This window comes from Sphingobacterium psychroaquaticum (assembly GCF_004421025.1).
GTDB classification, from domain to species: Bacteria; Bacteroidota; Bacteroidia; order Sphingobacteriales; family Sphingobacteriaceae; genus Sphingobacterium; species Sphingobacterium psychroaquaticum.
Genome location: NZ_CP038029.1, coordinates 4,371,747 through 4,396,536, shown reverse-complemented (window position 1 = coordinate 4,396,536; position 24,790 = coordinate 4,371,747). Strand labels below are relative to the sequence as shown.

Annotated in this window: 20 protein-coding genes; 8 read left to right on the top strand and 12 right to left on the bottom strand. The window is 38.5% G+C overall.

Annotation, left to right across the window (positions count from 1 at the left end):
- Positions 1–268: 268 nt before the first annotated feature.
- Positions 269–2,197, bottom strand: a complete 1,929-nt coding sequence (gene dxs, locus E2P86_RS18090) for a 1-deoxy-D-xylulose-5-phosphate synthase (protein WP_134433959.1) — start codon at positions 2,195–2,197, stop codon at positions 269–271.
- A 157-nt stretch (positions 2,198–2,354) separates the two neighbouring features.
- Between dxs and E2P86_RS18085 the strand changes: the two genes are divergently transcribed.
- Positions 2,355–3,098: a segregation and condensation protein A gene (locus E2P86_RS18085; RefSeq protein ID WP_085473421.1), complete on the top strand. Its 744-nt coding sequence runs from the start codon at positions 2,355–2,357 to the stop codon at positions 3,096–3,098.
- Between the two features lie 2 nt (positions 3,099–3,100).
- Here the strand turns inward: E2P86_RS18085 and E2P86_RS18080 are convergent, their stop codons facing one another.
- The 3 genes from E2P86_RS18080 to E2P86_RS18070 are packed head-to-tail and all read right to left on the bottom strand — an operon-like array spanning position 3,101 to position 5,801.
- Complete coding sequence (locus tag E2P86_RS18080) at positions 3,101–3,811, bottom strand: enoyl-CoA hydratase/isomerase family protein (protein WP_134433958.1); 711 nt, start codon at positions 3,809–3,811, stop codon at positions 3,101–3,103.
- Entirely contained in the window at positions 3,812–4,660 is an 849-nt protein-coding gene (locus E2P86_RS18075; RefSeq protein WP_085473423.1) for a beta/alpha barrel domain-containing protein, read from the bottom strand. It lies immediately after the preceding gene.
- On the bottom strand, positions 4,653–5,801 hold the full coding sequence (locus E2P86_RS18070) for an acyl-CoA dehydrogenase family protein (protein ID WP_134433957.1): 1,149 nt from the start codon (positions 5,799–5,801) through the stop codon (positions 4,653–4,655). Before E2P86_RS18070 ends, E2P86_RS18075 begins: the two co-directional genes overlap by 8 nt.
- Positions 5,802–5,922: 121 nt before the next feature.
- Here E2P86_RS18070 and E2P86_RS18065 point away from each other — a divergent pair, with 121 nt between their 5' ends.
- Positions 5,923–7,530 (top strand): acyl-CoA carboxylase subunit beta, encoded by a 1,608-nt coding sequence (locus E2P86_RS18065; RefSeq protein WP_134433956.1) that lies wholly within the window; start codon positions 5,923–5,925, stop codon positions 7,528–7,530.
- A gap of 14 nt (positions 7,531–7,544) precedes the next feature.
- Here E2P86_RS18065 and E2P86_RS18060 read toward each other — a convergent pair whose 3' ends face one another.
- The 4 genes from E2P86_RS18060 to nadA form a co-directional block, all read right to left on the bottom strand.
- A complete protein-coding gene (locus E2P86_RS18060) occupies positions 7,545–8,345 on the bottom strand; it encodes a hypothetical protein (RefSeq protein WP_134433955.1) in 801 nt (266 codons plus the stop codon).
- 90 nt (positions 8,346–8,435) lie between these two features.
- Positions 8,436–10,346, bottom strand: coding sequence for an acetoacetate--CoA ligase (locus E2P86_RS18055; protein WP_134433954.1), 1,911 nt, complete (start codon positions 10,344–10,346; stop codon positions 8,436–8,438).
- 88 nt (positions 10,347–10,434) lie between these two features.
- Positions 10,435–11,481, bottom strand: a complete 1,047-nt coding sequence (gene thiL, locus E2P86_RS18050; protein ID WP_085473428.1) for a thiamine-phosphate kinase — start codon at positions 11,479–11,481, stop codon at positions 10,435–10,437.
- A 26-nt stretch (positions 11,482–11,507) separates the two neighbouring features.
- Positions 11,508–12,506 carry a quinolinate synthase NadA gene (gene nadA, locus E2P86_RS18045; protein ID WP_085473429.1) on the bottom strand — a complete coding sequence of 333 codons (999 nt, stop codon included), beginning with the start codon at positions 12,504–12,506 and terminating at the stop codon, positions 11,508–11,510.
- 484 nt (positions 12,507–12,990) lie between these two features.
- Here nadA and nadB point away from each other — a divergent pair, with 484 nt between their 5' ends.
- A complete protein-coding gene (nadB, locus tag E2P86_RS18040; RefSeq protein WP_085473430.1) occupies positions 12,991–14,586 on the top strand; it encodes an L-aspartate oxidase in 1,596 nt (531 codons plus the stop codon).
- Between the two features lies 1 nt (position 14,587).
- The gene (locus E2P86_RS18035) at positions 14,588–15,103 is read left to right on the top strand and encodes a gamma carbonic anhydrase family protein (protein ID WP_085473431.1); all 516 of its coding nucleotides are present in this window, start codon (positions 14,588–14,590) and stop codon (positions 15,101–15,103) included.
- A 145-nt stretch (positions 15,104–15,248) separates the two neighbouring features.
- On the opposite strand, the gene E2P86_RS18030 is transcribed toward E2P86_RS18035, so the two are convergent.
- The 4 genes from E2P86_RS18030 to apaG all read right to left on the bottom strand — a co-directional run bounded on the left by E2P86_RS18030 (position 15,249) and on the right by apaG (position 21,539).
- Positions 15,249–16,880, bottom strand: a complete 1,632-nt coding sequence (locus E2P86_RS18030; protein WP_240775543.1) for an Ig-like domain-containing protein — start codon at positions 16,878–16,880, stop codon at positions 15,249–15,251.
- A gap of 124 nt (positions 16,881–17,004) precedes the next feature.
- Entirely contained in the window at positions 17,005–18,864 is a 1,860-nt protein-coding gene (gene mnmG, locus E2P86_RS18025; protein WP_134433952.1) for a tRNA uridine-5-carboxymethylaminomethyl(34) synthesis enzyme MnmG, read from the bottom strand.
- 72 nt (positions 18,865–18,936) lie between these two features.
- Positions 18,937–20,802 carry an ABC-F family ATP-binding cassette domain-containing protein gene (locus tag E2P86_RS18020; RefSeq protein ID WP_085473434.1) on the bottom strand — a complete coding sequence of 622 codons (1,866 nt, stop codon included), beginning with the start codon at positions 20,800–20,802 and terminating at the stop codon, positions 18,937–18,939.
- Positions 20,803–21,152: 350 nt separating this feature from the next.
- Positions 21,153–21,539: a Co2+/Mg2+ efflux protein ApaG gene (gene apaG / locus E2P86_RS18015; RefSeq protein ID WP_085473435.1), complete on the bottom strand. Its 387-nt coding sequence runs from the start codon at positions 21,537–21,539 to the stop codon at positions 21,153–21,155.
- A 119-nt stretch (positions 21,540–21,658) separates the two neighbouring features.
- Here apaG and E2P86_RS18010 point away from each other — a divergent pair, with 119 nt between their 5' ends.
- From E2P86_RS18010 to E2P86_RS17995, 4 genes are read left to right on the top strand one after another with little or no spacing between them, the layout of a single operon-like run.
- Complete coding sequence (locus tag E2P86_RS18010) at positions 21,659–22,372, top strand: SAM-dependent methyltransferase (protein ID WP_134433951.1); 714 nt, start codon at positions 21,659–21,661, stop codon at positions 22,370–22,372.
- A gap of 6 nt (positions 22,373–22,378) precedes the next feature.
- Complete coding sequence (locus E2P86_RS18005) at positions 22,379–22,870, top strand: hypothetical protein (protein ID WP_134433950.1); 492 nt, start codon at positions 22,379–22,381, stop codon at positions 22,868–22,870.
- The gene (locus tag E2P86_RS18000; RefSeq protein ID WP_134433949.1) at positions 22,860–23,957 is read left to right on the top strand and encodes a Nif3-like dinuclear metal center hexameric protein; all 1,098 of its coding nucleotides are present in this window, start codon (positions 22,860–22,862) and stop codon (positions 23,955–23,957) included. The genes E2P86_RS18005 and E2P86_RS18000 overlap by 11 nt, the downstream gene beginning before the upstream one ends.
- A complete protein-coding gene (locus E2P86_RS17995) occupies positions 23,958–24,701 on the top strand; it encodes a zinc ribbon domain-containing protein (protein WP_085473439.1) in 744 nt (247 codons plus the stop codon). It begins immediately after the preceding gene.
- The last annotated feature ends 89 nt before the right edge of the window (positions 24,702–24,790 follow it).

Sequence of the window (24,790 nt, the reverse complement as noted above, 5' to 3'; positions counted from 1 at the left end):
TAAAAAAACAAAAAAAACAAACAATACTATAAGTCAATTACTTAAGTGATTTTTTCGCTTTTTTTAGTCTCTAAAATTGCTTATTTTATATTTTTTCAACATCCCTGTTTTTACAGGTTTTACAAAGCCTTGTTTTACTCGTTTCGGTCTTATCGGCGTATTGGTGTGGAAAACTATTCTTTATTTCTTGCTTATAAATATACAGATAAAAAACAAAAAAGGGAAGGTTATTTAAACCTTCCCTTAATTTTTTTTCGTCAATAGTTTTTTAAGAGACCATTGAATCCGTTTTTATACCTTGCGTTAATCGCTTTACTTGTAATACAACAGATTCAGCATCATAACCACAAGCTTTCCATAGCTCTTTTTGTTCACCATGCTCTATAACTTCATCCGGAATTCCTAAACGAATTACTTGCGCATTATATCCGTGGTCTGACATAAATTCGAGAACAGCAGATCCAACACCTCCGACAATACAACCATCCTCTATGGTCACGACCTTGCTGAACTTCCGAAAGACCTCATGTAACATTTCTTCATCCAAAGGTTTCACAAAACGTAGGTCATAATGTGCAGGATAAATTCCCTCTTCGTTCAATACTTTTATCGCTTTGGTCGCTTCGTTTCCAATTGTTCCAAAACTTAATATAGCAACCTCTTCCCCATCGTTTAATTTACGCCCTTTACCAATGGCTATTTCTTGAAACGGTCGCTTCCAATCAACCATTACACCATTTCCGCGTGGGTATCGTATCGAGAATGGTCCTTGATTTGGAAGCTGAGAGGTATACATTAAATTCCGTAATTCTTCTTCGTTCATTGGTGCAGCAACAATCATATTCGGTACACAACGCATGTAAGCAATATCATAAGCTCCATGATGCGTCGGGCCATCGGCTCCCACTAATCCTGCTCGATCTAAACAGAATACCACATTTAATTTCTGCAGCGCAACATCATGAATAACCTGATCATAGGCCCGTTGCATAAATGTGGAATAAATCGTACAAAAAGGAACCATTCCTTGCGAGGCTAGCCCCGCACTAAACGTTACAGCATGCTGCTCAGCAATACCAACATCAAAAGATCTGTCAGGCATCGCCTTCATCATAATATTCATTGAAGATCCCGATGGCATCGCTGGGGTAATCCCCATAATCTTATCGTTAGCTTCAGCCAATTCCACCAACGTATGTCCAAAAACATCCTGATATTTGGGCGGCTGTGGTTTATCAACAGGAGATTTTTTTATTTCGCCCGTTATTTTATCAAACAAACCTGGTGCATGCCATGTTGTTTGATCTTTCTCCGCCAAAGCATAGCCTTTACCTTTAACAGTTACCACATGTAACAATTTCGGTCCAGGAATATGTTTCAAATCCTCTATAGTACGCGTCAGTTTATTTACATCATGCCCGTCAACTGGGCCAAAGTATCTGAAGTTTAAAGATTCAAAAAGGTTTGCGTTCTTCAGTAATGTTCCTTTTATGCTTTGTTCCAGCTTTTTGGCCCAACCATAGGCATCCGGTCCATTTTTTGAAATCTTTGCCAAGACAGCAATCAGTTCATCTCTGAATTTGTTATAGCTCTTTGATGTGGTTATGCTGGTTAAATATTCCTTCATCGCTCCTACATTAGGATCAATGGACATACAGTTATCATTCAAGATAACGAGTAAGTTGGATTTTTCTATTCCCGCATGATTTAATGCTTCAAAAGCCATTCCTCCGGTCAAGGCGCCGTCGCCAATGATCGCAACATGTTGGCGATCGCTTTCACCTTTATAGGCCGAAGCAACAGCCATCCCGAGTGCAGCAGAGATGGAGGTCGAAGAGTGACCTACTCCAAAAGTATCGTATGGACTCTCACTTCGTTTTGGAAAACCAGAAATACCACCATAAATACGATTGGTATGAAAAAGCTCTCTTCTTCCCGTTAATATTTTATGTCCATAAGCCTGATGTCCAACATCAAAAACAATTTGATCGTAAGGTGTATTTAACGCATAATGTAATGCAACTGTTAATTCTACCACACCTAAACTGGCTGCAAAATGTCCTCCGTTGACCGAGACGATATCAATTATAAATTGTCTAAGCTCGGTGCATACTTCTTCCAGCTGCTTTGCATTTAAATTTCGCAAATCGGATGGATAGTTTATCTGTTGTAATAGCGGACCTGCCTCTACTTGCATATTTTTATTATCTATAAATAAGTTACAAATTAACGACTTATTCGTTAAACTACAGAACAATATAGGTAAATAATAGTTTAACTACTACCCTAAACCTTGTAAAACTCACTGCTTTAAACTGAAAGTTCGGGTACAATTGTTTATTTTTGGATTGAATATGCAAACAACAGCTTACGAAATTAAACTGGAGCAGTTTGAAGGTCCATTCGACCTGTTGCTCTTTTTTATCGAAAGGGATGAATTAAACATCCATGATATTCCTATTTCGAAGATTACAGATGAGTTTCTGGATTATATACAGAAAATGCAGTCTTTAAATATCGAGCTGGCAAGTGAATTCATTTTTGTTGCTTCCACGTTGATGCGTATCAAGGCCAAAATGCTTCTTCCACGGCCCGACCTGGATGATCCTGAAAATGAAATTGATCTAAAAAAGGAACTTACCCAGAAACTTATTTTATACAAGCAGTTTAAGGAAATCTGTGAAGAGATGCGCGTGCTTGAAGAAAATAGAAATAGACTTCATTCACGTGGAAATATAGAAGCAGATAATAAGATAGCTAGAAAAAAAGACCGTACAGATGAAGAATTAGCTTCCTTTGATTTGTATAAACTTATGATGATGTATGAAAAGATGATGTTCAACTTTACGCATCGGATTAAAGAGGTTACACATACCGTCATCAAATATCCCTATACGATTGAACAACAAAAAAGAGCAATCGCTGACCTTATTGAGCTAAACAAAAAATTAGACTTTCATCAGATTGCTAAAAACTCAGAAAATAAGGTGCAATTTGTCTATAATTTTCTGGCTATTCTGGAAATGTTACAGCAACGTCTCTTAGAGATCGAAATTGGTATTGGCTACAACAGCTTCAGCATCGAAAAAAGAGCTTAATATTACTTTTCAATATCCCGTAGTGCAGCAAGCTTTTCCAAAAGGTAGTTATACCTTTTATCTGGTGTAATCATTGACAATTCCTTTGCTGCGGATAACCCAGCAACCAGGGCCTTCGTATCTACCGTATTGAATCGATCCACAAAAGTAAGAAAATCAACATCTTCTAAATTACGATCAACCAGTCCATATTCTTTGGCTTTTTCTCGATCAAAGTAATCCGTATTCAAACAAAGCTGAAGCATCATTTTTTCCGGCATAACTTTTAATAATCCTGCCATCACCTGAAAAGGAAATAAGCCAATGCTTAATTCCGGTAATCGAAACCGCACCTTTTCTGCAGCAAATACATAGGTACAATTTGCAATCAGTAAAAAGGCACCAGCAATAACATCTCCTTCCAAAATAGCGACCGAAGGCTTATTCAATTGCTCCATAACTTCACCCAAAGAGATTTCTTTATTTACAATATGAGGATTCTGAATATCCAGACTTGGATCATTAAATGTCTTTAAATCCATTCCTGCACAAAAGACTGGCCCTTCAGCATTTATTAAAACTAACTTTACACGATCATCATAATTTGCAGACACTAAAGCATGACGTATCTCATTCACCATCGTTGGAGTAAATGCATTTCGTTTCTCTGGTCGTGCAAGTGTTAACGTAAATACAAAATTGGTAATATCTGTTTTTATATAATTATAGGTCATTTATTTCTGTATTAATTCCTGAAAACCTTGCATAAGATGCTGTACTTCACCTTCTTTTACCTGTTTAAATCTACGTAACAATATTTCTGTTGGAATGTTTCCTACCAAATCATCTTGTGCAAAGGGACATCCACCGTATCCCATCATTGCTCCCTCAAAAATACGACAGCCTGCCCGATGCGCCGCGTCCACTTTTAGGGATGCATCTTCGACCCTACTGTGTAAGTGCAAACTTAATTCAACATCCGGAAAACGGTGACGCGTGGCTGTAAAAATATCATGTACTACACCTGGCGTAGCTTCAGCCGTGGTATCCGCCAAAGAGAACTTATAAATACCTAATTCACCTAGTTTTTCCATCCATTCCAAAACAAGATCGGCATGCCAAGCATCTTTATACGGATTTCCAAAAGCCATAGATATATACACCATCAATTCTTGTTTACCCGCTTGTGCCATAACATCTTTTGCCTTCTCCACAGACTGATATGCTTCTTCAATCGATTGATTGGCGTTTCGCTTCTGGAAGGTTTCCGAAATAGAAAATGGATACCCTAAATAATCTATATTTTGATAGGGCGCTGCTCGAACGGCACCTTTCACATTCGCTATAATAGCAATCAATTTACTTTCTTTTTTATCTATACTATCGACTAAAATAGCTGTATCCTCCATTTGGGGTACTGCTTTAGGAGAAACAAAACTACCAAAATCAATAAAGTCAATCAGCCGACTGTTCGCCAACTGATTGATATATGCTACTTTTCGTTCCGTTGGAATAAATTTGTCTATTCCCTGAATCGCATCTCGCGGACAGTCTACAATTTGTATATGTTCTTTTTTAGACATCTTTCTTAATCTCCCTGGCTATCACCATCTTTTGTATTGCACTTGTCCCTTCTCCTATTGTACAAAGTTTAGCGTCGCGGAAGAATTTTTCCGCTGGAAAATCTTTTGTAAAACCATATCCACCATGAATCTGTACACTTTCGTTGGATACTTCTACAGCCACTTCCGAAGCATAAAGTTTTGCCATAGCGCCTTCTTTAGTGACCTTAAGTCCTTCATTTTTCAGCTGACCGGCTTGTCTTACTAATAACTCCGAAGCCTCTATTTTTGTTGCCATATCCGCTAATTTAAAACCAACATCCTGAAAATTAAATATTGGTTGACCAAATTGTTCCCGTTCGTTAGCATAACGTAACGCACATTCATAAGCACCTCTTGCGATACCCAACGACAAAGCTGCAATAGAAATACGTCCGCCATCTAACAGTTTCAAAGCTTGCACAAAACCATCTCCTTCCTCTCCGATAACCTGATCCTTGTGGACGCGGCAGTTATCAAAAAACAAACTCGCCGTCTCTGAAGCACGCATGCCTAACTTATCGATTTTCTGTCCAGCAGAAAATCCGGGTGTTCCCTTCTCCATAATAAAGGCTGTAACATTTCTCTTATGCCCTTTCTCGCCTGTACGAACCATTACAACAGCTACATCACCACTAATGGCATGTGTGATAAATGTCTTAGAGCCATTAATAATATAATAATCTCCATCTTTCACAGCAGTCGTTGCCAAACCACCGGCATCTGATCCTGAACCGGTTTCCGTTAATCCCCAAGCCCCTATCCATTCAGCGGTTGCTAATTTAGGCAAGTACCTTCTTTTCTGTTCTTCATTTGCAAAGGATAAGATATGATTTGTGCACAAGGAATTATGGGCCGCAACCGATAAACCAATAGATCCACACACTTTCGAAATCTCATCAAGTATCGTTATATACTCTTGATATCCGAGTCCGGATCCATTATATGCTTCGGGAACAAGAATTCCCATAAAGCCCTGCTGTCCTATTTTTTTAAAGAGTTCGACGGGAAAGAATTGCTTCTCATCCCAGTCCATAATATGTGGTTTGATAAAATCTTTGGCAAATTGGCGAGCACTTTCTCGAACCAAAGCTAATTGCTCATTTTCGTATGTATGTAACATAATATTTTGTAAGTTTACACTGGATTTGTGAAAAATATAAAAAACAATTGATAATTTAAAATTTTTATAATTTCATAACATTCTACCATTTATAAATTACAATAATTAAAACCACGTAAGTATGCAAGATTTACTGGACCTTCTAAAGCAAAAAACCGAGAAGCTTCAATTGGGAGGTGGATTATCGAAAATTGAGAAACATAAAGAGAAAGGCAAGCTCACTGCTTGGGAACGAATCACCTATTTATTGGACGACAACCAGCCCTATGTGGAAATAGGCAAGTTTGCTGCCGATGGTATGTATGCCGAACATGGAGGCTGCCCTAATGCTGGTGTAGTTGTGGTTTTAGGTTATGTTAGCGGTCGCTTATGTGTGGTCGTTTCCAACGATGCTACAGTAAAAGCAGGTGCTTGGTTTCCGATGACGGGCAAAAAAAATCTTCGTGCTCAAGAAATCGCTATGGAAAACCATATTCCTATTATCTACTTGGTCGATTCCGCTGGCGTATACCTACCCATGCAAGATGAAATTTTCCCGGACAAAGAACACTTTGGTCGCATTTTTAGAAATAATGCCAAATTATCTTCGATGGGCATTCCACAGATATCCGCCATCATGGGTTCTTGCGTAGCAGGAGGAGCTTATTTGCCCATCATGTCGGATTATGCTTTAATTGTTGAAGGAACAGGATCTGTATTTTTAGCGGGTTCCTACTTAGTTCGTTCCTCTATAGGCGAGGTTATTGATAATGAAACACTTGGTGGTGCTACTACACATTGTGAAATTTCGGGCGTAACAGATAACAAATACCCCGATGATAACAGCTGTCTGGACGCTATCCGTAATATAGTTGATAAATTTGGACACCATGAGCATGCCCATTTTTCACGTAAAACGCCAATTGCCCCAGCATACAAACCAAAAGCACTCTATGATATTCTCCCGCTCGATCGATTAAAATCGTATGATATGCGGGAGTTGCTAAAGACTATTGTCGATGCCGATTCGATGGAAGAATATAAAAAGGATTATGGAAAAACGATCCTTTGTACGCTAGCGCGTATCGATGGTTGGGCCGTCGGAATTGTAGCAAACCAACGTGAAGTCGTAAAGGCTAAAAAGCCAGGAAATACAACGGAGATGCAAATGGGCGGTGTGATATATTCCGACTCGGCCGATAAAGCAGCCCGATTTATTATGAACTGTAATCAGCAAAAAATACCTTTAATATTTTTTCAGGATGTAACAGGATTTATGGTCGGTTCGCGCTCTGAGCAAGGCGGTATTATTAAGGACGGTGCCAAAATGGTGAATGCTATGGCTAATTCAGTCGTTCCTAAATTCACCTTTATCGTAGGTAACAGCTATGGTGCCGGAAACTATGCGATGTGTGGAAAGGCATACGATCCACGTTTAATTTATGCTTGGCCGACGGCAAGCATGGCTGTTATGAGTGGTGCTGCTGCTGGTAAAACGCTGCTCCAAATACAAGAAGCAACCCTAAAAGGAAAAGGCACTACTTTATCGGATGAAGATAAAAAGGAACTACTTGCTAAAATAGAAGCACAATATAATGAACAACTGAGTCCCTATTATGCCGCAGCACGATTATGGGTCGATGGTGTTATCGACCCAGCTGAAACGCGAAACATCATTTCTATGGGTATAGAAGCAGCAAATCATAACCCCACTATTGAAAAATACAATGTAGGGGTTATTCAAACTTAATCGTTGATTTTCTGCTATAAAGAGCGTTTACCAATAGTAAAACCGTAGCCGACACTTAGCGTGAGATTGCGACCAATACCCGCACTTTCATAGCGTCTATTAACTGTTGGCTGTTCGTCTATTGTCGTTGACAATTCACCATATGATTTCTCTAAAGGCTGCTGTAAAGTAGCGTTTAGAGAAATAAAACTTTTCCGGCTCACAAAATAGTGACTGCTGATTCCTACATTCAGTAAACTACCCGACGCGCGCTGTGTGTATATATTTCGCTGCTTTGAACCATCTTCGAGTGTTTTACTCTTATCAGAATCGCGATCCATAAGGAACAATCCATAACCAAATCCTACTCGTGGATGAATATCCCAACGTTTTGTTTCTGTACGATACAATAATCCCGCATCCACAGTATAAGCCGGAACAAAGCCTCCATAAAATACGCGCAGTAATATTTCACCAACTGGTATAGCGTCATAAAATGCGGAACTTTTCTCATCCAAATAATCAAGTTTAAGACCAGCATACCAACCTATTTTATTGGAAAATAGGTGATTTATTCTAATGGAAGAAGATAGTGCTATATCTTGTCGTGTTCCCATTAATTCTCGATCCGGATGATTTTTAGAACCTGATATATCGGCACTCGCGCCAACCGAAAAAATCTCTACTTTAACATAATTTCTCTTGTGGCTTTCTACATGTGAAACACTATCCTGCGCTTGTACCGATAGATTTAATCCACTCAGCATCAAAGCACTTAGTCCACTATAAAAAAATATTTTTCTCTTTTTTAAGAATTTTAGGTGTTTTGGATTCATTTATTTATAAAACATTAGTTTTCAAATATATAAAAACTAATGTTTTTCGGGTAATTGGGAACATATATGTTACCAAAACATACCTATCCCTTACCTATCCTTAGCGAGTTCAGCATAGGCCATCAGGCATTCCGGATTACGCATAATATCTTTAGAAACCGCATTCTCTACCGATGTACCCGAGAATATTTTCTTCACCGGAATTTCTAATTTTTTACCACTTAAGGTATACGGAATATCATCGACTTCATAAAATGTATCCGGCACGTGGCGCGGACTATAAGCTGTCCGTAATCCCTGCTTAATTTGTTGTGTGGTTTCCTCCAGAAGACCATTGGGTACTAATTGTAAGAAAATAATCATGGTGCTGTTTCCATGTTCATCTTCGATACTGATCACTAAACTATCTACTACAGAGTCTAAAGCATTAACAACATTATAAATTTCCGCGGTTCCAATACGAACTCCACCTCTATTTAGTGTAGCATCTGATCGTCCAAACATTTGTATGCCACCGTGCTCATTGATTTTTATCCAATCACCATGGCTCCACAGACCATTTTGCTGTTCAAAATAACTGGATCTATACTTTGTATTTTCCGGATCATTCCAAAATTTCAAAGGCATCGAGGGCATGGGTTGTTTTATAACCAACTCTCCTACCTCATTTATTACCTCGTTCCATTGATCATTAACAGCTACAATATCAGAGCCCAATGTACGACATTGGATCTCTCCAGCATAAACTGGAAGATATGCACATCCCGATAAAAAGGCACTGCATACATCCGTTCCTCCACTCAATGATATAATATGTACATCTGGAAATTTATATTGTAAATTTTCGAATGTTGCAATAGGAAGAGGGGATCCCGTAGAACCAATTACTTTTGGATAATAATCTTTAATTTCTAAATCATGTATCGCAGAGAAATATGCGGCGCCTGCTCCTAAATGATGAACCTCCGATCGCCGAACAAAAGACCAAAACGAGGTATGTTCTTTGTGTTGTATTGCCCCATTAAAAATACATAAAGTTGCGCCACATAATAAGCTTGACAAGGCATAATTCCACATCATCCAGCCTGTGGTTGTATACCATAAATAGTTTTCGCCAGGCAAAACATTCTGGTGCAAGGCCAATGCCTTATAGTGTTCTAGGAGATTTCCACCTGTACGATGTGTGATAGCTTTGGGTTTTCCAGTCGTCCCCGACGAGTATAAAATCCAAATTGGAAAATCAAATTCTACTCGCTCAAATCCTAAATCATGTGCCTGGTATCCACTTAAAAAGGAACGCCACAGTTCATTATCTACCTGTACAACAGTGGATAATGAAGGAATATTTGCTTTTAGAAAATCTAAAGTATCCGTTTTTATGAATTTCCTACCATTATATTGATATGCCGTTTCGACAAATAAAACTTTTGGTGTTATTTGCTGAAAACGTTCGAGGATACTCGCATCTCCGAAATCAGGCGAACAGCAGGACCAAATAGCCCCCAACGAATTAACGGCTAAAAATATAGCGGTACTATCTATCGTATTATTAAGAACCGCGGCAACACGATCTCCCTTTTGCACGCCTCTATCACGCAGATACTGTTGCATTATAGAAACTTTATCCCGCAATTCCTTCCATGTTACCTCCTTATATTCAACCTCTTCATCGGCATAGCGTAAAGCAATATCGGAATCTAATTTATTCTTAAAAATATGTTCGGCATAGCTCAAAGTGATACCCGAAAACCAGCGCGCATCGACAAAATCAAGGGCTTGATTATCCCACTCTAACACGGTATTATACGTACCCGAATAAGATAAATCAAAATACATCAAAGCAGCTTCCCAAAATTTATCAATCTGTTGGACGGACCAGTCGTGCAATGCTGAATAATTTAAAAAAGACCGATTATTATGCAGCTCGACATGTTGCTGAAAACTATATAATGCCGAAGATTTACTATACTGTTCTGAAGGTTCCCAAATAGGTTTTCTCATCTCACTTACAATTGGTTAACAAGCTTTAAAGATAAGAAAAAAGTCCGTGACATACACGGACTTTTAGGGATATTAGGTATTCTAAAATCTATTTTTCTTTACTAAAAGCATTCCATCCTTGTGCTTTTATAGGATGTACATTACCTGATTTTGAAATCATTTCACAGCCCGCATTTTGTTCGGTTATGTAACCTATAATTGTGATATCCAATTGGTTCTTTACCTTATCATATTGATCTTGCGGAATAGTAAAGAGCAGCTCGTAATCCTCACCACCGTTCAATGCACAAACCGTAGGATCCAAACCAAACTCTCGTGCAGTTTCATAGGTCATGGGATCGATCGGAATTTTTTCCTCATACAATTTACACCCAACTCCGGAGGCTTTACAGATATGTAAAATCTCTGATGCTAAGCCATCCGAAACGTCAATCATTGCGTTTGGTTTAATGTCATATGCTTCAAAAAGTTCAACGATATCTTTACGCGCATCCGGTTTCAATTGGCGTTCAACAATATAGTCCTTACCTTCTAGATCGGGTTGAATATTAGGGTTTTCCAGAAAAATCTGTTTCTCACGCTCCAATAATTGTAAGCCTACATAGGCGCCACCAAGATCCCCACTAACACAGAGTAAATCACCTTCTTGAGCCGCAGAACGATAGGCAATTTTTGCTTCTTCCGCATAGCCGATACTCGTAACAGAAATCACCAATCCTTGTGCCGAAGCCGATGTATCTCCACCGATTAAATCGACTCCATACTTCTTGCATGCGATGAGTGCTCCTTCGTAAATTTCTTCCACCGCCTCCAACGGAAACTTAGAAGACAATCCAATGGAAAAAGTAATCTGCGATGCTTTTCCATTCATGGCATAAATATCACTCAGGTTAACCTGAACAGCTTTATAACCAAGATGTTTCAAAGGAACATAACGCAGATCAAAGTGTATACCTTCAAGAAGTAAATCGGTTGATACAAGCATTTTCTGACCTGAAAAGTCCAAAACAGCGGCATCATCACCAATACCTTTTATGGTGGAAGGCTGTGTCAATTCAACAGCTTTTGTTAAATATTCAATCAAGCCAAATTCACCCAATTGCTCAATATCCGTTCTATCTATATTATCAAACATTTTTATTTATTTATACGTGCAATTAGCTATAGTCCAAACCGTTCTGATATTTCTAACATTCTTTCAATCGGCAATCTTGCACGTTCTATAACTGCTGGATCCAAATCAACTTCCGGTAATCCGTAGTACAAACAGTTGTATAATTTCTCGAGCGTATTTAATTTCATGTGTGGACAATCGTTACATGCACATACATTGTTTGGCGGAGCAGGAATAAACAATTTATTCGGGCTAGCTTTTTGCATTTGGTGCAAAATTCCAGATTCTGTTGCGACAATAAACTGTTGTGCAGGATTCTCGATCGTATATTTTAGCATTCCCGATGTCGAACCGATATAATCCGCTGTAGCCAGGATATGTTCCTCACATTCGGGGTGTGCAATAAATTTAGCTTCCGGAAACTGCTTCCTTAAATCGGCTATTTTATCTTGCGAAAAAATTTCATGCACCATACAGGCACCATTCCACAATACTAGATCTCGACCTGTTTTTTTGCGCACATAATCGCCCAGGTTACGATCTGGTCCGAAAATAATCTTTTGATCCTTCGGTAAACTTTCCACAATTTGAACGGCATTACTAGACGTACAAACAATATCCGATAGAGCTTTCAGTTCTGCCGTACAATTCACATACGTAATGACCAGGTGATCAGGGTATTGCTCTTTGAACTTAGCAAAAAGATGAGGCGGACAACTATCTGATAATGAGCACCCTGCTTTTAAATCAGGTAGCAAAACCTTTTTCTTTGGCGATAATATTTTTGCTGTTTCGGCCATAAAATGCACTCCAGCGAAAACAATAACATCAGCGTCCGTTTTAGCTGCTTGCTGCGATAAACCTAGACTATCTCCTATATAATCTGCAATATCCTGTATTTCAGCATCTTGGTAATAGTGCGCTAGGATAACGGCATTTTTTTCTTTCTTAAGTCGTTGAATTTCAGCGACTATATCTAAACTTGGATCAATCGGTTCGTCAATAAATCCTTTAGATTCTAAATCTGTTTCAAATTGTGTGTTCATTATCATTCTCCCAAATGGTCCATGTATGTTACTCATCAACAATACAAAAGTAAAGAAAGAAATTGAGACGAAATCCACATTCCTTTTTTTCAATAATTAATAATGTTTTTTAAAGAAAAAGAACTTGTTGTTTATTAGTCTGTGGAAAATGGGGAAAACAGCGAGAAAAATAAATTGGATTTGTAGTTATACTGAGGTTTTCCACAATTTATAAACAGTTTTAAACAAACTAAAGCTTGAAAATCAAGGTTCTAATTTTTTATGTTTTTTAGTTTCCATATTTTTTTGTGAATTCTTTGTTGTTCATAATTTGTTAATATTCTCTTCATATTTTCCTTATTTATCCCCGAGCATTGTGTGTATAATGTGTGAATTGTGGAAAGTATTAAAGTTTTCATTTTTAGTTCACGGTTTATATACATGTTATCCACATATTTTGTTAATTTGTTCTATAGTTATTCAGTTTTTACACGATTTCTTTACAATGAAGGCAAATAAGAAGGTAGATTTTTTGATTATTGGCTCCGGCATTGCTGGTTTAAGTTTTGCTTTAAAGGCTGCGGAGTTAGGTAAAGTGCTGATTGTCACGAAGTCGAATGAAGATGAATCAAATACGAAATATGCACAAGGTGGCGTAGCAGCTGTTGTGGATAAGTCTGATAGCTTTGACAAGCATATTGCTGATACTGAGGTTGCTGGGGATGGTTTGTGTCATCGTGAAATTGTGGAAAACGTTGTTAGGGAAGCTCCTGAGCGTATAAAAGAGCTTATTGAGTATGGTACTAACTTCGATAAAGTAGATGCTGACCATTATGATTTGGCACGTGAAGGCGGACACTCGAATCACCGTATTTTACATTATAAAGATATTACTGGGTATGAGATAGAACGTGCTTTACTGGAAAAAGTTCACGAACACCCTAATATTGAGATTCTTACGCATTGTTTTGCTATAGATTTGATTACGCAACACCATCAAGGTGTACATGTGGATAAAAGTTCGGAAGATATTCGCTGTTTTGGTATCTATGCTTTGAACACAAAGACGGCCGCTGTCGAGATCTTTTTAAGTAAGGTAACCTTGATGGCGTCTGGTGGTGCGGGTCACGTGTATGCAAGTACAACGAATCCTACGATAGCGACAGGCGATGGTATTGCTATGGTTTATCGCGCTAAAGGGAAAATTAGGAACATGGAATTTATGCAGTTTCATCCGACCTCTTTATATAACCCTAAAGATTCCCCTGCTTTTTTAATTTCGGAGGCTGTACGTGGTTTTGGTGGAATTTTGCGTCGAGTAAGTGGCGAAGCTTTTATGGAAGAGTATGACGAGCGGGGGTCTTTGGCTCCGCGTGATATTGTAGCGCGGGCAATTGATAACGAAATGAAAAAATCGGGTATTGATTTTGTATACCTGGACATCACGCATCGTAATAAGGCTGATATCTTAGCGCATTTCCCTAACATCTATGAGAAGTGTTTATCCATTGGTTTGGATATGACGAAAGATTTTATTCCGGTTACTCCTGCTGCGCATTATTTATGTGGAGGTATTTTGGTAGATGAGGTGGGACGAACGAGTATAAATAACCTTTATGCCTGTGGTGAATGTTCATCAACGGGTTTGCATGGAGCTAATCGATTGGCTTCCAACTCTTTACTAGAGGCGGTTGTTTATGCACATCGTATTTTTGAAGATGCGAAGGCAATTTTTCCGTCTATTCCTTTTGCAAGTGATATTCCAAATTGGGATGAGTCGAAGGTAAAGTTACTTAATGAAGAGATTTTAGTAACGCATAACCTACGTGAAACACAGAAATTGATGAGTGATTATGTCGGTATTGTTCGTTCAGATTTCCGATTAGATCGTGCGATGCGTCGATTGGGCTTTTTGTATGAGGAAACGGAAGAATTTTATAGAAATACTAAGTTGTCGGTCAAACTATGTGAACTTCGCAATGTTATTCAGGTAGCCTATCTGATTGTTAAATCAGCGACGCAACGGAAAGAAAGTCGTGGATTACATTTTACGACCGATTATCCGGAAAAATCTGTAACACCTATTGATACTATCGTTTAAGATGCCGTTAATTTTACCTGTTTTAGATAAGTCGCCTCAAATTGCAGATAATGTGTTTGTTGCCGAAAATGCCACTATTGTGGGAGATGTTTTCATAGGTTCACATTGTTCAGTATGGTTCAATGCGGTAATTAGAGGGGATGTCAATTATATACGTATAGGTAATTACAGCAATATTCAAGATGGTGTTGTTATACATTGTACGTATGAGAAGAATGGTACAGACATTGGTAATTATGTCAATATAGGGCATAAGGCTATTGTTCACGGCTGTGTGGTCCATGACTATGTGTTAATTGGTATGGGAGCTATTGTAATGGATAGAGCAGTAGTAGAATCCAATGTCATTATTGGTGCCGGTGCTGTTGTACTAGAAGATACTGTATGTGAGTCGGGTTATCTCTATGCTGGGATCCCAGCGAAGAAGATCAAACCTCTGACAGCAGATCAATTAGCTCTGTTACAGAAATTACCGCACAATTATGTGCATTATAGCAGTTGGTTTCAAGAAAGGTAATAGTATTTTTTTTGAGAAATGTAAAACGTCATTGCGAACCTGAGAAGCGATGGTGCGGTAATCTTCTTAAGTTGAATTAACAAAGACTGCCACGTCGCTGCGCTTCTCGCAGTGACGTGGCAGTCTTTTAATCATCGTCCTTTTTTTATTTGTACAATTCTATGGTTTCATTTTGATCCCAATTTGCACGTATAGTGAAGGTTTTGCCAAGATACCATATATTTTCTGCTTGGGTTAGCGTAAATACATTTCCTGGATCCCAACGACCATTTCTGTTCGCATCATAAATAACACGCAAACTATATTTACCACCTGGAAAATCTTTGTAGGAGAAGGTATTTTGTCCCTTTTCCAGTATTTTTCTATCAAAAACTTTTTCTTTCTGCTCGTCAATTAACTCCACGATGTACTGGATGGTGGAATCTATATTGGTGATGGTAAAATTTACATTACCATAATTGTCCGATTCATCAAGTGTAAACATCGTTTTATGCTCTTTGTTGTAGTCGTCAAATGGACTAACTATTGCCTTCTCTTTAAGCACAAGTTCATAGTTCCTTTTAGGCTTCCAATTAAAGCGTATATGATACAATTCCCTATTCGTAGTATCTTGTTCTAACTGAAAGTTTCTACGTGACACAGAGTCTTCTAAGAGCTCTATTTTGGACTTATCTACAGACGCTATTGGACTAGAACTTGTCAAAATGATATGCTTGATCTTATCTACCTTATTACTGATATTGAGTATAGGTTTTAGTTCTCTGTCATATTTTACATTCTTATTTGTTCGAATAAGAACAGTATCTATAACCTTCCCCATTTCAGATATTTCTATTTTCATTGAATCTAATTCGACTTTATCGATATAGATTTTTGCAGTATCATTATTCAGGTTGAATTTTTCAATTTTAGAATTATCAAGATCTGCTGGAAATAGAATTTTAGTAGCAGGCTTGTTTAGGTATTGATTGAATGTTAGGAGTACATATCCTGTATTTTCAATCTTTTTTTCCAAGGTACGAAACTGTTGAGGAACGCCTTTTGTAAGCTCTAATTGAATACCACTCGTGTTTTTATTTAAGACGATACTATCCTTTAAGAAACCTATCCATTCATCGTTTCCGTTAAAAATACGGTCATTGTTTTGTTCTTTCAAGGCATAGATCCGGTAGGTATTTTCACGGAGGTTATTAAATTTGAAATTGCCCGCTGTATCTACATTGGCGAAGATATTTGCTTTTTTCTTACCAAAGATAGAATCTTGACTGGTAGGTATTAGGAGTACCTTTATATTCTCATCCTTTTTTTGATCAAAGCCTTTCGTAAAACCATTTTTAACCGAACCACTAAGCGAGAGCGAATCTAATTCATTGCCCGTCGCAAACACATAATTGTAATGAACGACAGGATTGCCCTCATTATAATCCACTAGACCTTTACCGAAATTAATGGTGTAAGTTGTATTTTCTTCCAGGCTATCGGGAAGTGTAATAATTAGATCTTTCTTCTTTACGCGAAAGATGGGTTGAACATCGACATCAGGACTTATACTGAATTCTTTAAATTGATTGTTTAGTTTAATGTATTCGTCGAATGTGAGTACAATTCTTCGTTCTTTAAAATTTCGTGAGAAATTCGCAGGTAATTCATTTAACAGTTTCGGTGGTAACGAATCTTTTGGTCCACCTGTTGGACGTTGAATATTTGCACAACGTATGAGTGTACTTGTAAAGAGCACCATAAAGCCAAAAAGAACTATATTCTTTAAATTTCGCATTTTAAAGCGATTTGAGATAGTTTTATCTATTTTGGAATCGTGTATCATAAATTTTAAAATATAGCCTTAGAACGCTTTAAAATAAGTCTTGTTTAATTATTTTAATTAATTGATAATCAATTAATTAACTCATATATACCATTAATACACTAATATCAGACGGCGAAACCCCTGAAATTCGAGATGCCTGCCCTAACGTACGAGGTTTTACTTTTAATAATTTTTCGCGTGCTTCAATAGAAAGGGAAGTTAGTAATTTGTAATCGAAATCAGGATTGATTTCTTTATCTTCCATTTTCTTCATTTTGTTCACGATCTCCATTTCCTTTTCAAAGTAGCTATCGTATTTTACTTTTATCTCCGCTTGTTCGATTGTCTCTTCGTCGTGGTTTTGGAGCAATTCTTGAAAGTCATTTGAAGCACGACCTATGTCATTAATTGTTACTTGAGGTCTACTTAAAAGTGTGAACAATTTTGTTTTCTGCGGAATAGCGCTCGACCCTACCTCGTCGAGTATTGGGTTCATATCCGCTGGTGCTACGCTTGTAGCGCGCATGTAGCTAACCAACTTGTCAGAGTCTTCTATTTTCTTGTTGACTTTTGCTAGTCGCGCATCATCCACTAAACCTAGTTTATGCGCAATTGGTGTCAACCGAATATCTGCATTATCCTGACGTAATAGTAAACGGTGCTCTGCGCGTGATGTAAACATTCGGTATGGTTCTTCCGTTCCTTTGGTTACTAGATCATCGATAAGGACGCCAATGTAGGATTCAGATCTTTTTAAGATTAGCTCATGTTGATCATGTATACGTTGATGTGCATTGACACCTGCGACGAATCCTTGTGCAGCGGCTTCTTCATATCCTGTTGTACCGTTTATCTGACCAGCAAAAAAGAGATTCTTAACCCGCAATGTTTCTAAGGTGAGGTCTAACTGCATTGGTGGAAAATAGTCGTATTCGATGGCATATCCTGGTCTGTACATTTTAGCCTTTTCAAAACCTGGTATTAATTGCAATGCTTTTAATTGTACATCCTCTGGAAGTGATGTCGAAAAACCATTCACATATATTTCCACCGTTTTGAAACCTTCTGGTTCAACAAATATCTGGTGACGATCGCGCTCCGCGAATCTATTTATTTTATCCTCTATAGAAGGACAGTATCGTGGTCCAAGACCTTTGATTCTGCCGGTGAACATTGGAGATTTATCGAAACCTGTGCGAAGAATTTCGTGTACTTTCTCGTTGGTGTATGTGATCCAGCAACAACGTTGTTCTGTTGGTATCTCCACATCGGTATAGGAAAAACGTCCTCTTTTCTCGTCGCCCCATTGTTCTTCCATGAGCGCGTAGTTTAACGAACGTCCATCGATACGCGGTGGAGTTCCTGTTTTCATGCGACCTGATTCGAAACCTAATGAAACTAATTGTTCCGTTAGACCCGTCGCGGCCTTCTCCCCTGTGCGTCCTCCACCGAAGCGTTTTTCACCAATATGTATAGTCCCGTTTAAGAACGTTCCATTAGTAAGTACGACAGCATCGGCATCAATACGTATACCCAGTGAAGTTACGACACCTTTAGCTTGACCATTTTCAACGATTACTTCTTTGACCGTATCTTGCCACATATAGACATTCGATAATGACTCTAATGTTAAACGCCATTCTTCAGCGAAGCGCATACGGTCATTTTGTGTTCTTGGACTCCACATAGCTGGTCCTTTAGATTGGTTGAGCATACGGAATTGTATCGTTGATTTATCTGCAATGATACCTGTGTATCCACCCATAGCATCGATTTCCCGAACGATCTGTCCTTTGGCTACTCCCCCTATTGCGGGGTTACAGCTCATCTGCGCAATAACACCCATATTCATTGTAATCAGCAATACGGATGATCCCATATTTGCTGCCGCTGCAGCGGCTTCACAGCCCGCATGTCCTGCTCCTACTACAATTACATTATATTTATTAAACATTGTTTTTTATTAATGTTCCACGTGAAACTGTTGCTTTTTTATCCCACTTGTTTCACGTGGAACGTTTTGTTTTTAGATATTTTCTGCTAGTTCCATCCATCGTTCTGATTTTTGGTCTAGTGTGATTTTTATGTCTTCGATCTCCTTGGCGATGGTCATTATCTCGGTGTGGTCGCTCAGAGTGTTTAGTTTGTTTGCTTTTGTTTCCAGTGTTTCTTCGAGTTGTTGGATTTCGTTTTCTAAGGCCTCATACTCGATCTGTTCTTTGTAGCTTAGTGTTTTTTTAGTAGTAACGCTAACTGGAGCTGGTGTATTAATCGTGTTCGTTTTTTCTTGCTCCTTTTTTTCTTTTAGGGCGTTCTCTTGTTCCGATTTGTAATCGGCATAGTTTCCGTTGTATATTCGGATGTTGCCCTCTCCTTCAAAAATGAAAAGCTGATCTGTTAACTTGTCAATCAAGTAACGGTCGTGGGAAACCATAACCAATACACCAGGATAGTTTTCCAAAAACTCTTCCAGTACATTTAATGTGTCGATATCTAAATCGTTGGACGGCTCATCGAGAATTAAGAAGTTTGGACTACCCATTAAGACACGCATAAGTTGTAAACGTTTCTTTTCTCCCCCACTCAATTTGCTAACCATAGCATATTGTTTTTCGGGTGGAAACAGGAATAGTGTTAACAACTGCGATGCTGTGATTACATCTTTGTTTGCCATCTCGATATATTCGGCAACATTTTTTACGACATCAATAACACGATCTTCTTCTTTGAACTCGAGACCGCCCTGTTTGTAGTAACCGAATTTTGTGGTCTCCCCTATTTCGATGGTTCCACTATCTGGTTGTATTGAGTTTGTAATTAGATTTAAGAAGGTAGATTTTCCGGTACCATTCTTTCCTGCTAAACCAATGCGATCACCTTTCTTGAATGTGTAACTGAAGTTGGTGATTAAGGTGTTTGATCCAAATGATTTTGATATATTTTCTATTTCGATAATTTTAGAACCTTGACGGCTTACTTTTACCGATAGTTGAACTTGTTCTTTCTTTTGTGGTCCTTTCGCTTTGTCTTCTAAATCGTAGTATGCTTCGATCCTTGATTTGGATTTTGTTCCACGCGCTTGCGGCTGACGGCGCATCCATTCCAATTCCCTACGGAGTAAATTGCGCGCTTTGTCTGCCATCGCAACATCGATGGTTTCACGTTCTGCTTTCTTCTCCAAGAAATAGGTGTAATTTCCTTTGTAGGTATATACATTTCCTTTATCGAGTTCGCGAATTTCATTACAGATGTTATCTAAGAAGTACCTATCGTGGGTAACAAGTAACACCGTTTTGTTGCCGGTCGTTAATAGCTTCTCTAACCATTCAATTGTTTCAATATCCAAATGGTTGGTTGGCTCATCTAGAATATATACATCTGGTTCGTCTATTAAAAGCTTAGCTAGAGATAGACGCTTCTTTTGTCCTCCCGAAAGACTATGGATGTCTTGTGTGAAATCCGAAATTTGTAAGCGGTTCAAGATGGTTTTAATGTTGTGCTCGTATTCCCATGCTTCCAATGCAGTTAGCTTATCCATTAGGTCGGCTAGTTTATCCTGATCAACCACATCGTTATTCAATAAAAGTTCGTATTCTTTTATGACTTGCTGTTGTTCATTGTCTGCACTGTAGATGAAATCGTTCACTGTTTTCATCCCTGTGAAGTCAGGTTCTTGTGCCAAAACGCCGATACGAATACCTTTTTCTTTGACTACTTTTCCGTCTGTTGGTACAACAATTCCGGCTAAGATTTTCAATAAGGTAGATTTACCTGTTCCATTAATACCCACTAAAGCTACACGATCTCCTTTTTGGAGTGCGAAATGTAGATTTTTAAATAACCACCTGTCGTTGTAGGAATGGCTTACTTGTTCCGTTGCTAAAATACTCAATTTTTAATGTATTTATTATCAGTGTTTTATGTTTTTTTTGTAGACTTTCTTGTTTTTATTTACAAAGCAACCTGCATACAAGTCTTTCTTTTGCAAGCTATTAGGATGTCTGTCGCGTGTTTTTTCTGTGAATTATTCTACATCAAAGGGCACCTGAATCAATATAGAATACAAGATTATATATCTATTCATTTGTTCTTAAAATCACGTTTGGCTGAGCCATACTATCCCAAGTACAAAAATAAATAAATATTACAGGAATTGAGCGTTTTGCGCACGAATGAGGTGAGAAATTACAGAGGGATTAAATAAGCAGCCTTCGAAGCCTGTTGTTTACCTCCTAGTTTTGTTTAATTGAGCTTAAAAGATGCTATGAGATTGAAGCGAGGGATATCGACTAAAAATATGTTTCCATCCACTTCCCGCATCATTTCGTAGTAACCTTCCATATAGCCCATTTCGCTTTTTAAGTTACACCCAGAAACATATCTATGTAATTCGCCGGGTCCTAGTACCGGTTGCTCTCCAACGACCCCTTCCCCATCAACTTGTTTGAAATCACCGATAGAATCGAAGATATCCCAGTGTCGACCGAGTAACTGAATCGTGTTATCGCTCAAGTTTTCAATCGTTATTTGATAGGAAAACATATAGTGAAGTTTTTCCGGATTGGAATATTCGGGTTGATAAATAACGTCAACGGATACCTTCACGCCTGCTGTGATCTGTGTAGTCATTTGATTGCTATGTTATTAATCTCAATCAAACATAAATAATTTTGTTATGATTTGCAAGGGAACTTTTTGTGGAATTGTTTTACATGCTTTGTTGGTTCATATTTTTAGTAGCTTTGGCTATGTCATCAGGAGTGTTATATCTAATACCTGTACCTTTAGCAGAAAGGGCAGAAAAGTCATCATATACCTTGATTCATGCTGATCTGATAAACAGCATCGATACGTATATTGTCGAGAACGAGAAAGTTGCGCGTCGGTTTTTAAAAGAGGCCGGATTAAAAACGCCACAACAGCAGCTTACTATTCATGATTATGGTAAGCATGTTCGAGAAAAAGTCGACTACGCTGTGTTTTTTGCTTCCATACAGGAAGGGAAGGATCTTGGTTTAATGTCAGATGCCGGTTGTCCTGGTGTGGCAGATCCTGGGGCAGAAATTGTTGCAGAAGCACATCGTCGTGGTATTCGTGTTGTTCCCCTAGTGGGGCCAAGTTCTATTTTATTAGCCTTGATGGCATCGGGTTTTAATGGGCAGAAGTTTGCTTTTCAGGGGTATCTTCCGATCGATAAAGGAGAGCGTGGTCGTAAAATTAAGGAGCTTGAACTTCAATCTTTCAAGGAGCGGCAAACACAGATTTTTATCGAAACACCTTTCCGGAATCAAGCACTTTATGACGAGCTATTGCGGACATGTAAAGACCAGACTAAGCTGTGTGTTGCCTGTAATATCACCGGGGAAGATGAGTTTATTTTGACGCTTCCTATTTCACAGTGGAAAAAAAGAAAGGTAGATTTACATAAGAAGCCCACTATTTTTTTGATTTACAGTAACTAAAACAACATGCTCGAATATTTGCAAAAAGGAATAACAGAAGAATTTGTGCAATACATGGTTGTTGCCGGTATCCTTCGGATTATTATATGGTTGTTTTTTGGCTATACGATTTATAGTACATTAAAGCTTATAAAAAAGGAAAACCAATGTATTTTACCGAGTCAAGCTTGGTTTGTAGCTCTTCCTTTCTTTAATATTTATTGGAATTTTGAGGTTGTGAGACGGTTATCGGACTCTTTGAACAATGAGTTTTACGATCGTCAGATTGAAGTGGAAGAAAATCCGACGCGTCGCTCAGGTATGCTTTTTGCCTGGACCTTTTTGTTGTCGAATATTCCTTTACCTCCCTTTATCCTAGTTACGATCGGACTGTTACATTTGGTTTATTTTGTGACCTATTGGGTTAAGATTGCCCAGCACCGAAGTTTACTTAAGCTTCATATTGGGCACTACGGATTAGATTATAAATTTGAAGATAAACAAACGTATGAAAATTAGCACCTTGACACAATATTTGGAGCAGCTTGCTCCTCTTTCCTATCAGGAAAGCTATGATAATTCAGGTTTGATTGTGGGCAACCCACAGGATGAAATCCATAAGGCATTAATCGCATTAGACTGTACGGAAGATGTGGTGGATGAGGCGATCCAAAAAGGATGCGATATCATTATTTCCCACCATCCTATTGTGTTTAAAGGGTTGAAGAAATTCAATGGCAAGAATTATGTGGAGCGTGTTGTTATTAAGGCGATCAAGCATAATATCGCTTTGTATGCTATCCACACCAATTTGGATAATGTTTTAGGCGGCGTAAACAGTAAAATTGCGGAAAAACTAGCGCTGGAAAATGCGGCTATTTTAAGTCCGAAGAGTCATCTTTTAAAGCAATTAACCGTGTATGTTCCGCGTACCCACGTGGAGGCCGTTCGGGATGCCTTGTTTGAAGCAGGCGCGGGTGCCGTGGGCAACTATGATCAATGCAGTTATAATACGATTGGTTACGGTACTTTTCGCGGACAAGAGGGCGCTAACCCGACAATTGGTGAGGTGGGTGTACAAGAGCGCGTAGAGGAAACAAAAATAGAGGTTGTCTTTCCGGCGATGAAAGAGCGTGCTATTTTGGTTGCGATGTATGCGGCGCATCCGTATGAGGAAGTTGCACATACGATCCTGACGCTAGAAAATTCGCTACATACCGTCGGTTCAGGGGTGATTGGCAATCTTCCTGCCGGAATGGATGAAATGGAGCTTCTCGCCTATTTGAAAGACAAGCTTAAACTATCCGTGATTCGACATACTAAGCTGTTGGATAAAGCCGTTCATCGGATTGCTATCTGTGGTGGTGCTGGTGGTTTCCTTTTGTCTGAAGCAAAGCGTTCAGGGGCTGATGTGTTTGTTACGGCAGATTATAAGTACCATGAATTTTTTGATGCGGAGGATGACTTGCTGATTGCTGACATTGGACATTTTGAAAGTGAACAATTTACACAAGAATTATTATTAGATATAATACGGAAAAAATTTGTTAACTTTGCTGTCTTATTGACAGAAATAGACACAAATCCTATAAAATACTATAGTTAAATGGAACAAACCGTCGAACAAAAGTTAAAAGCATTATGGGCGCTACAATCCATACATACTAAGATAGATAAAATTCGTCAGGTACGTGGCGAGTTGCCTATTGAGGTTGCTGATCTGGAAGACGAGATTGCGGGCCTTGATACGCGTATCGAAAAAATCAGAACTGATCTAGATGATTTAGAAGATTCTATCGTAAAGCGTAAAAACATGATCAAAGATGCACAATCTGCGATCAAGAAGTACGAGGGGCAATTGAATGAAGTAAAGAACAACCGTGAATACGATGCTATTTCTAAAGAAATCGAAATTCAAGGGTTGGAAATCCAAGTCTGTGAGAAACGTATTCGTGAGGCTGAGTTCGAAATTAAAAATAGAACTGAAGCATACGACAACACACAGAAAAACCTTGAATTTAGCCAAGGTGAGTTGGATGTTAAGAAAAAGGAATTAGAAACCATCACTGGAGAAACAGAGAAAGAAGAAAATGCTTTGTTGGATAAAGCAGCTGGTGCAGAAAAGAAGATTGAAGAGCGATTGTTAAAAGTATATAGCAAGCTTCGTGGATCTTTCAGAAACGGTTTAGCTGTTGTTTCTATTGAGCGTGATAGCTGTTCAGGTTGCTACAATAAGATTCCACCTCAGTTACAGTCTGAGATCCGTCAACGCAAAAAAATTATTATCTGCGAACACTGTGGTCGCGTAATTGTTGATGAAGGTATCGTTTTCGAAGAAGAAAACGGATAATTACGGATTCTAAAGAAGGTATAGAAAGCGTTCCAGTTCTGGAGCGCTTTTTTATTTTGTATGATTTGTGCAACATCTCTGATATAAGT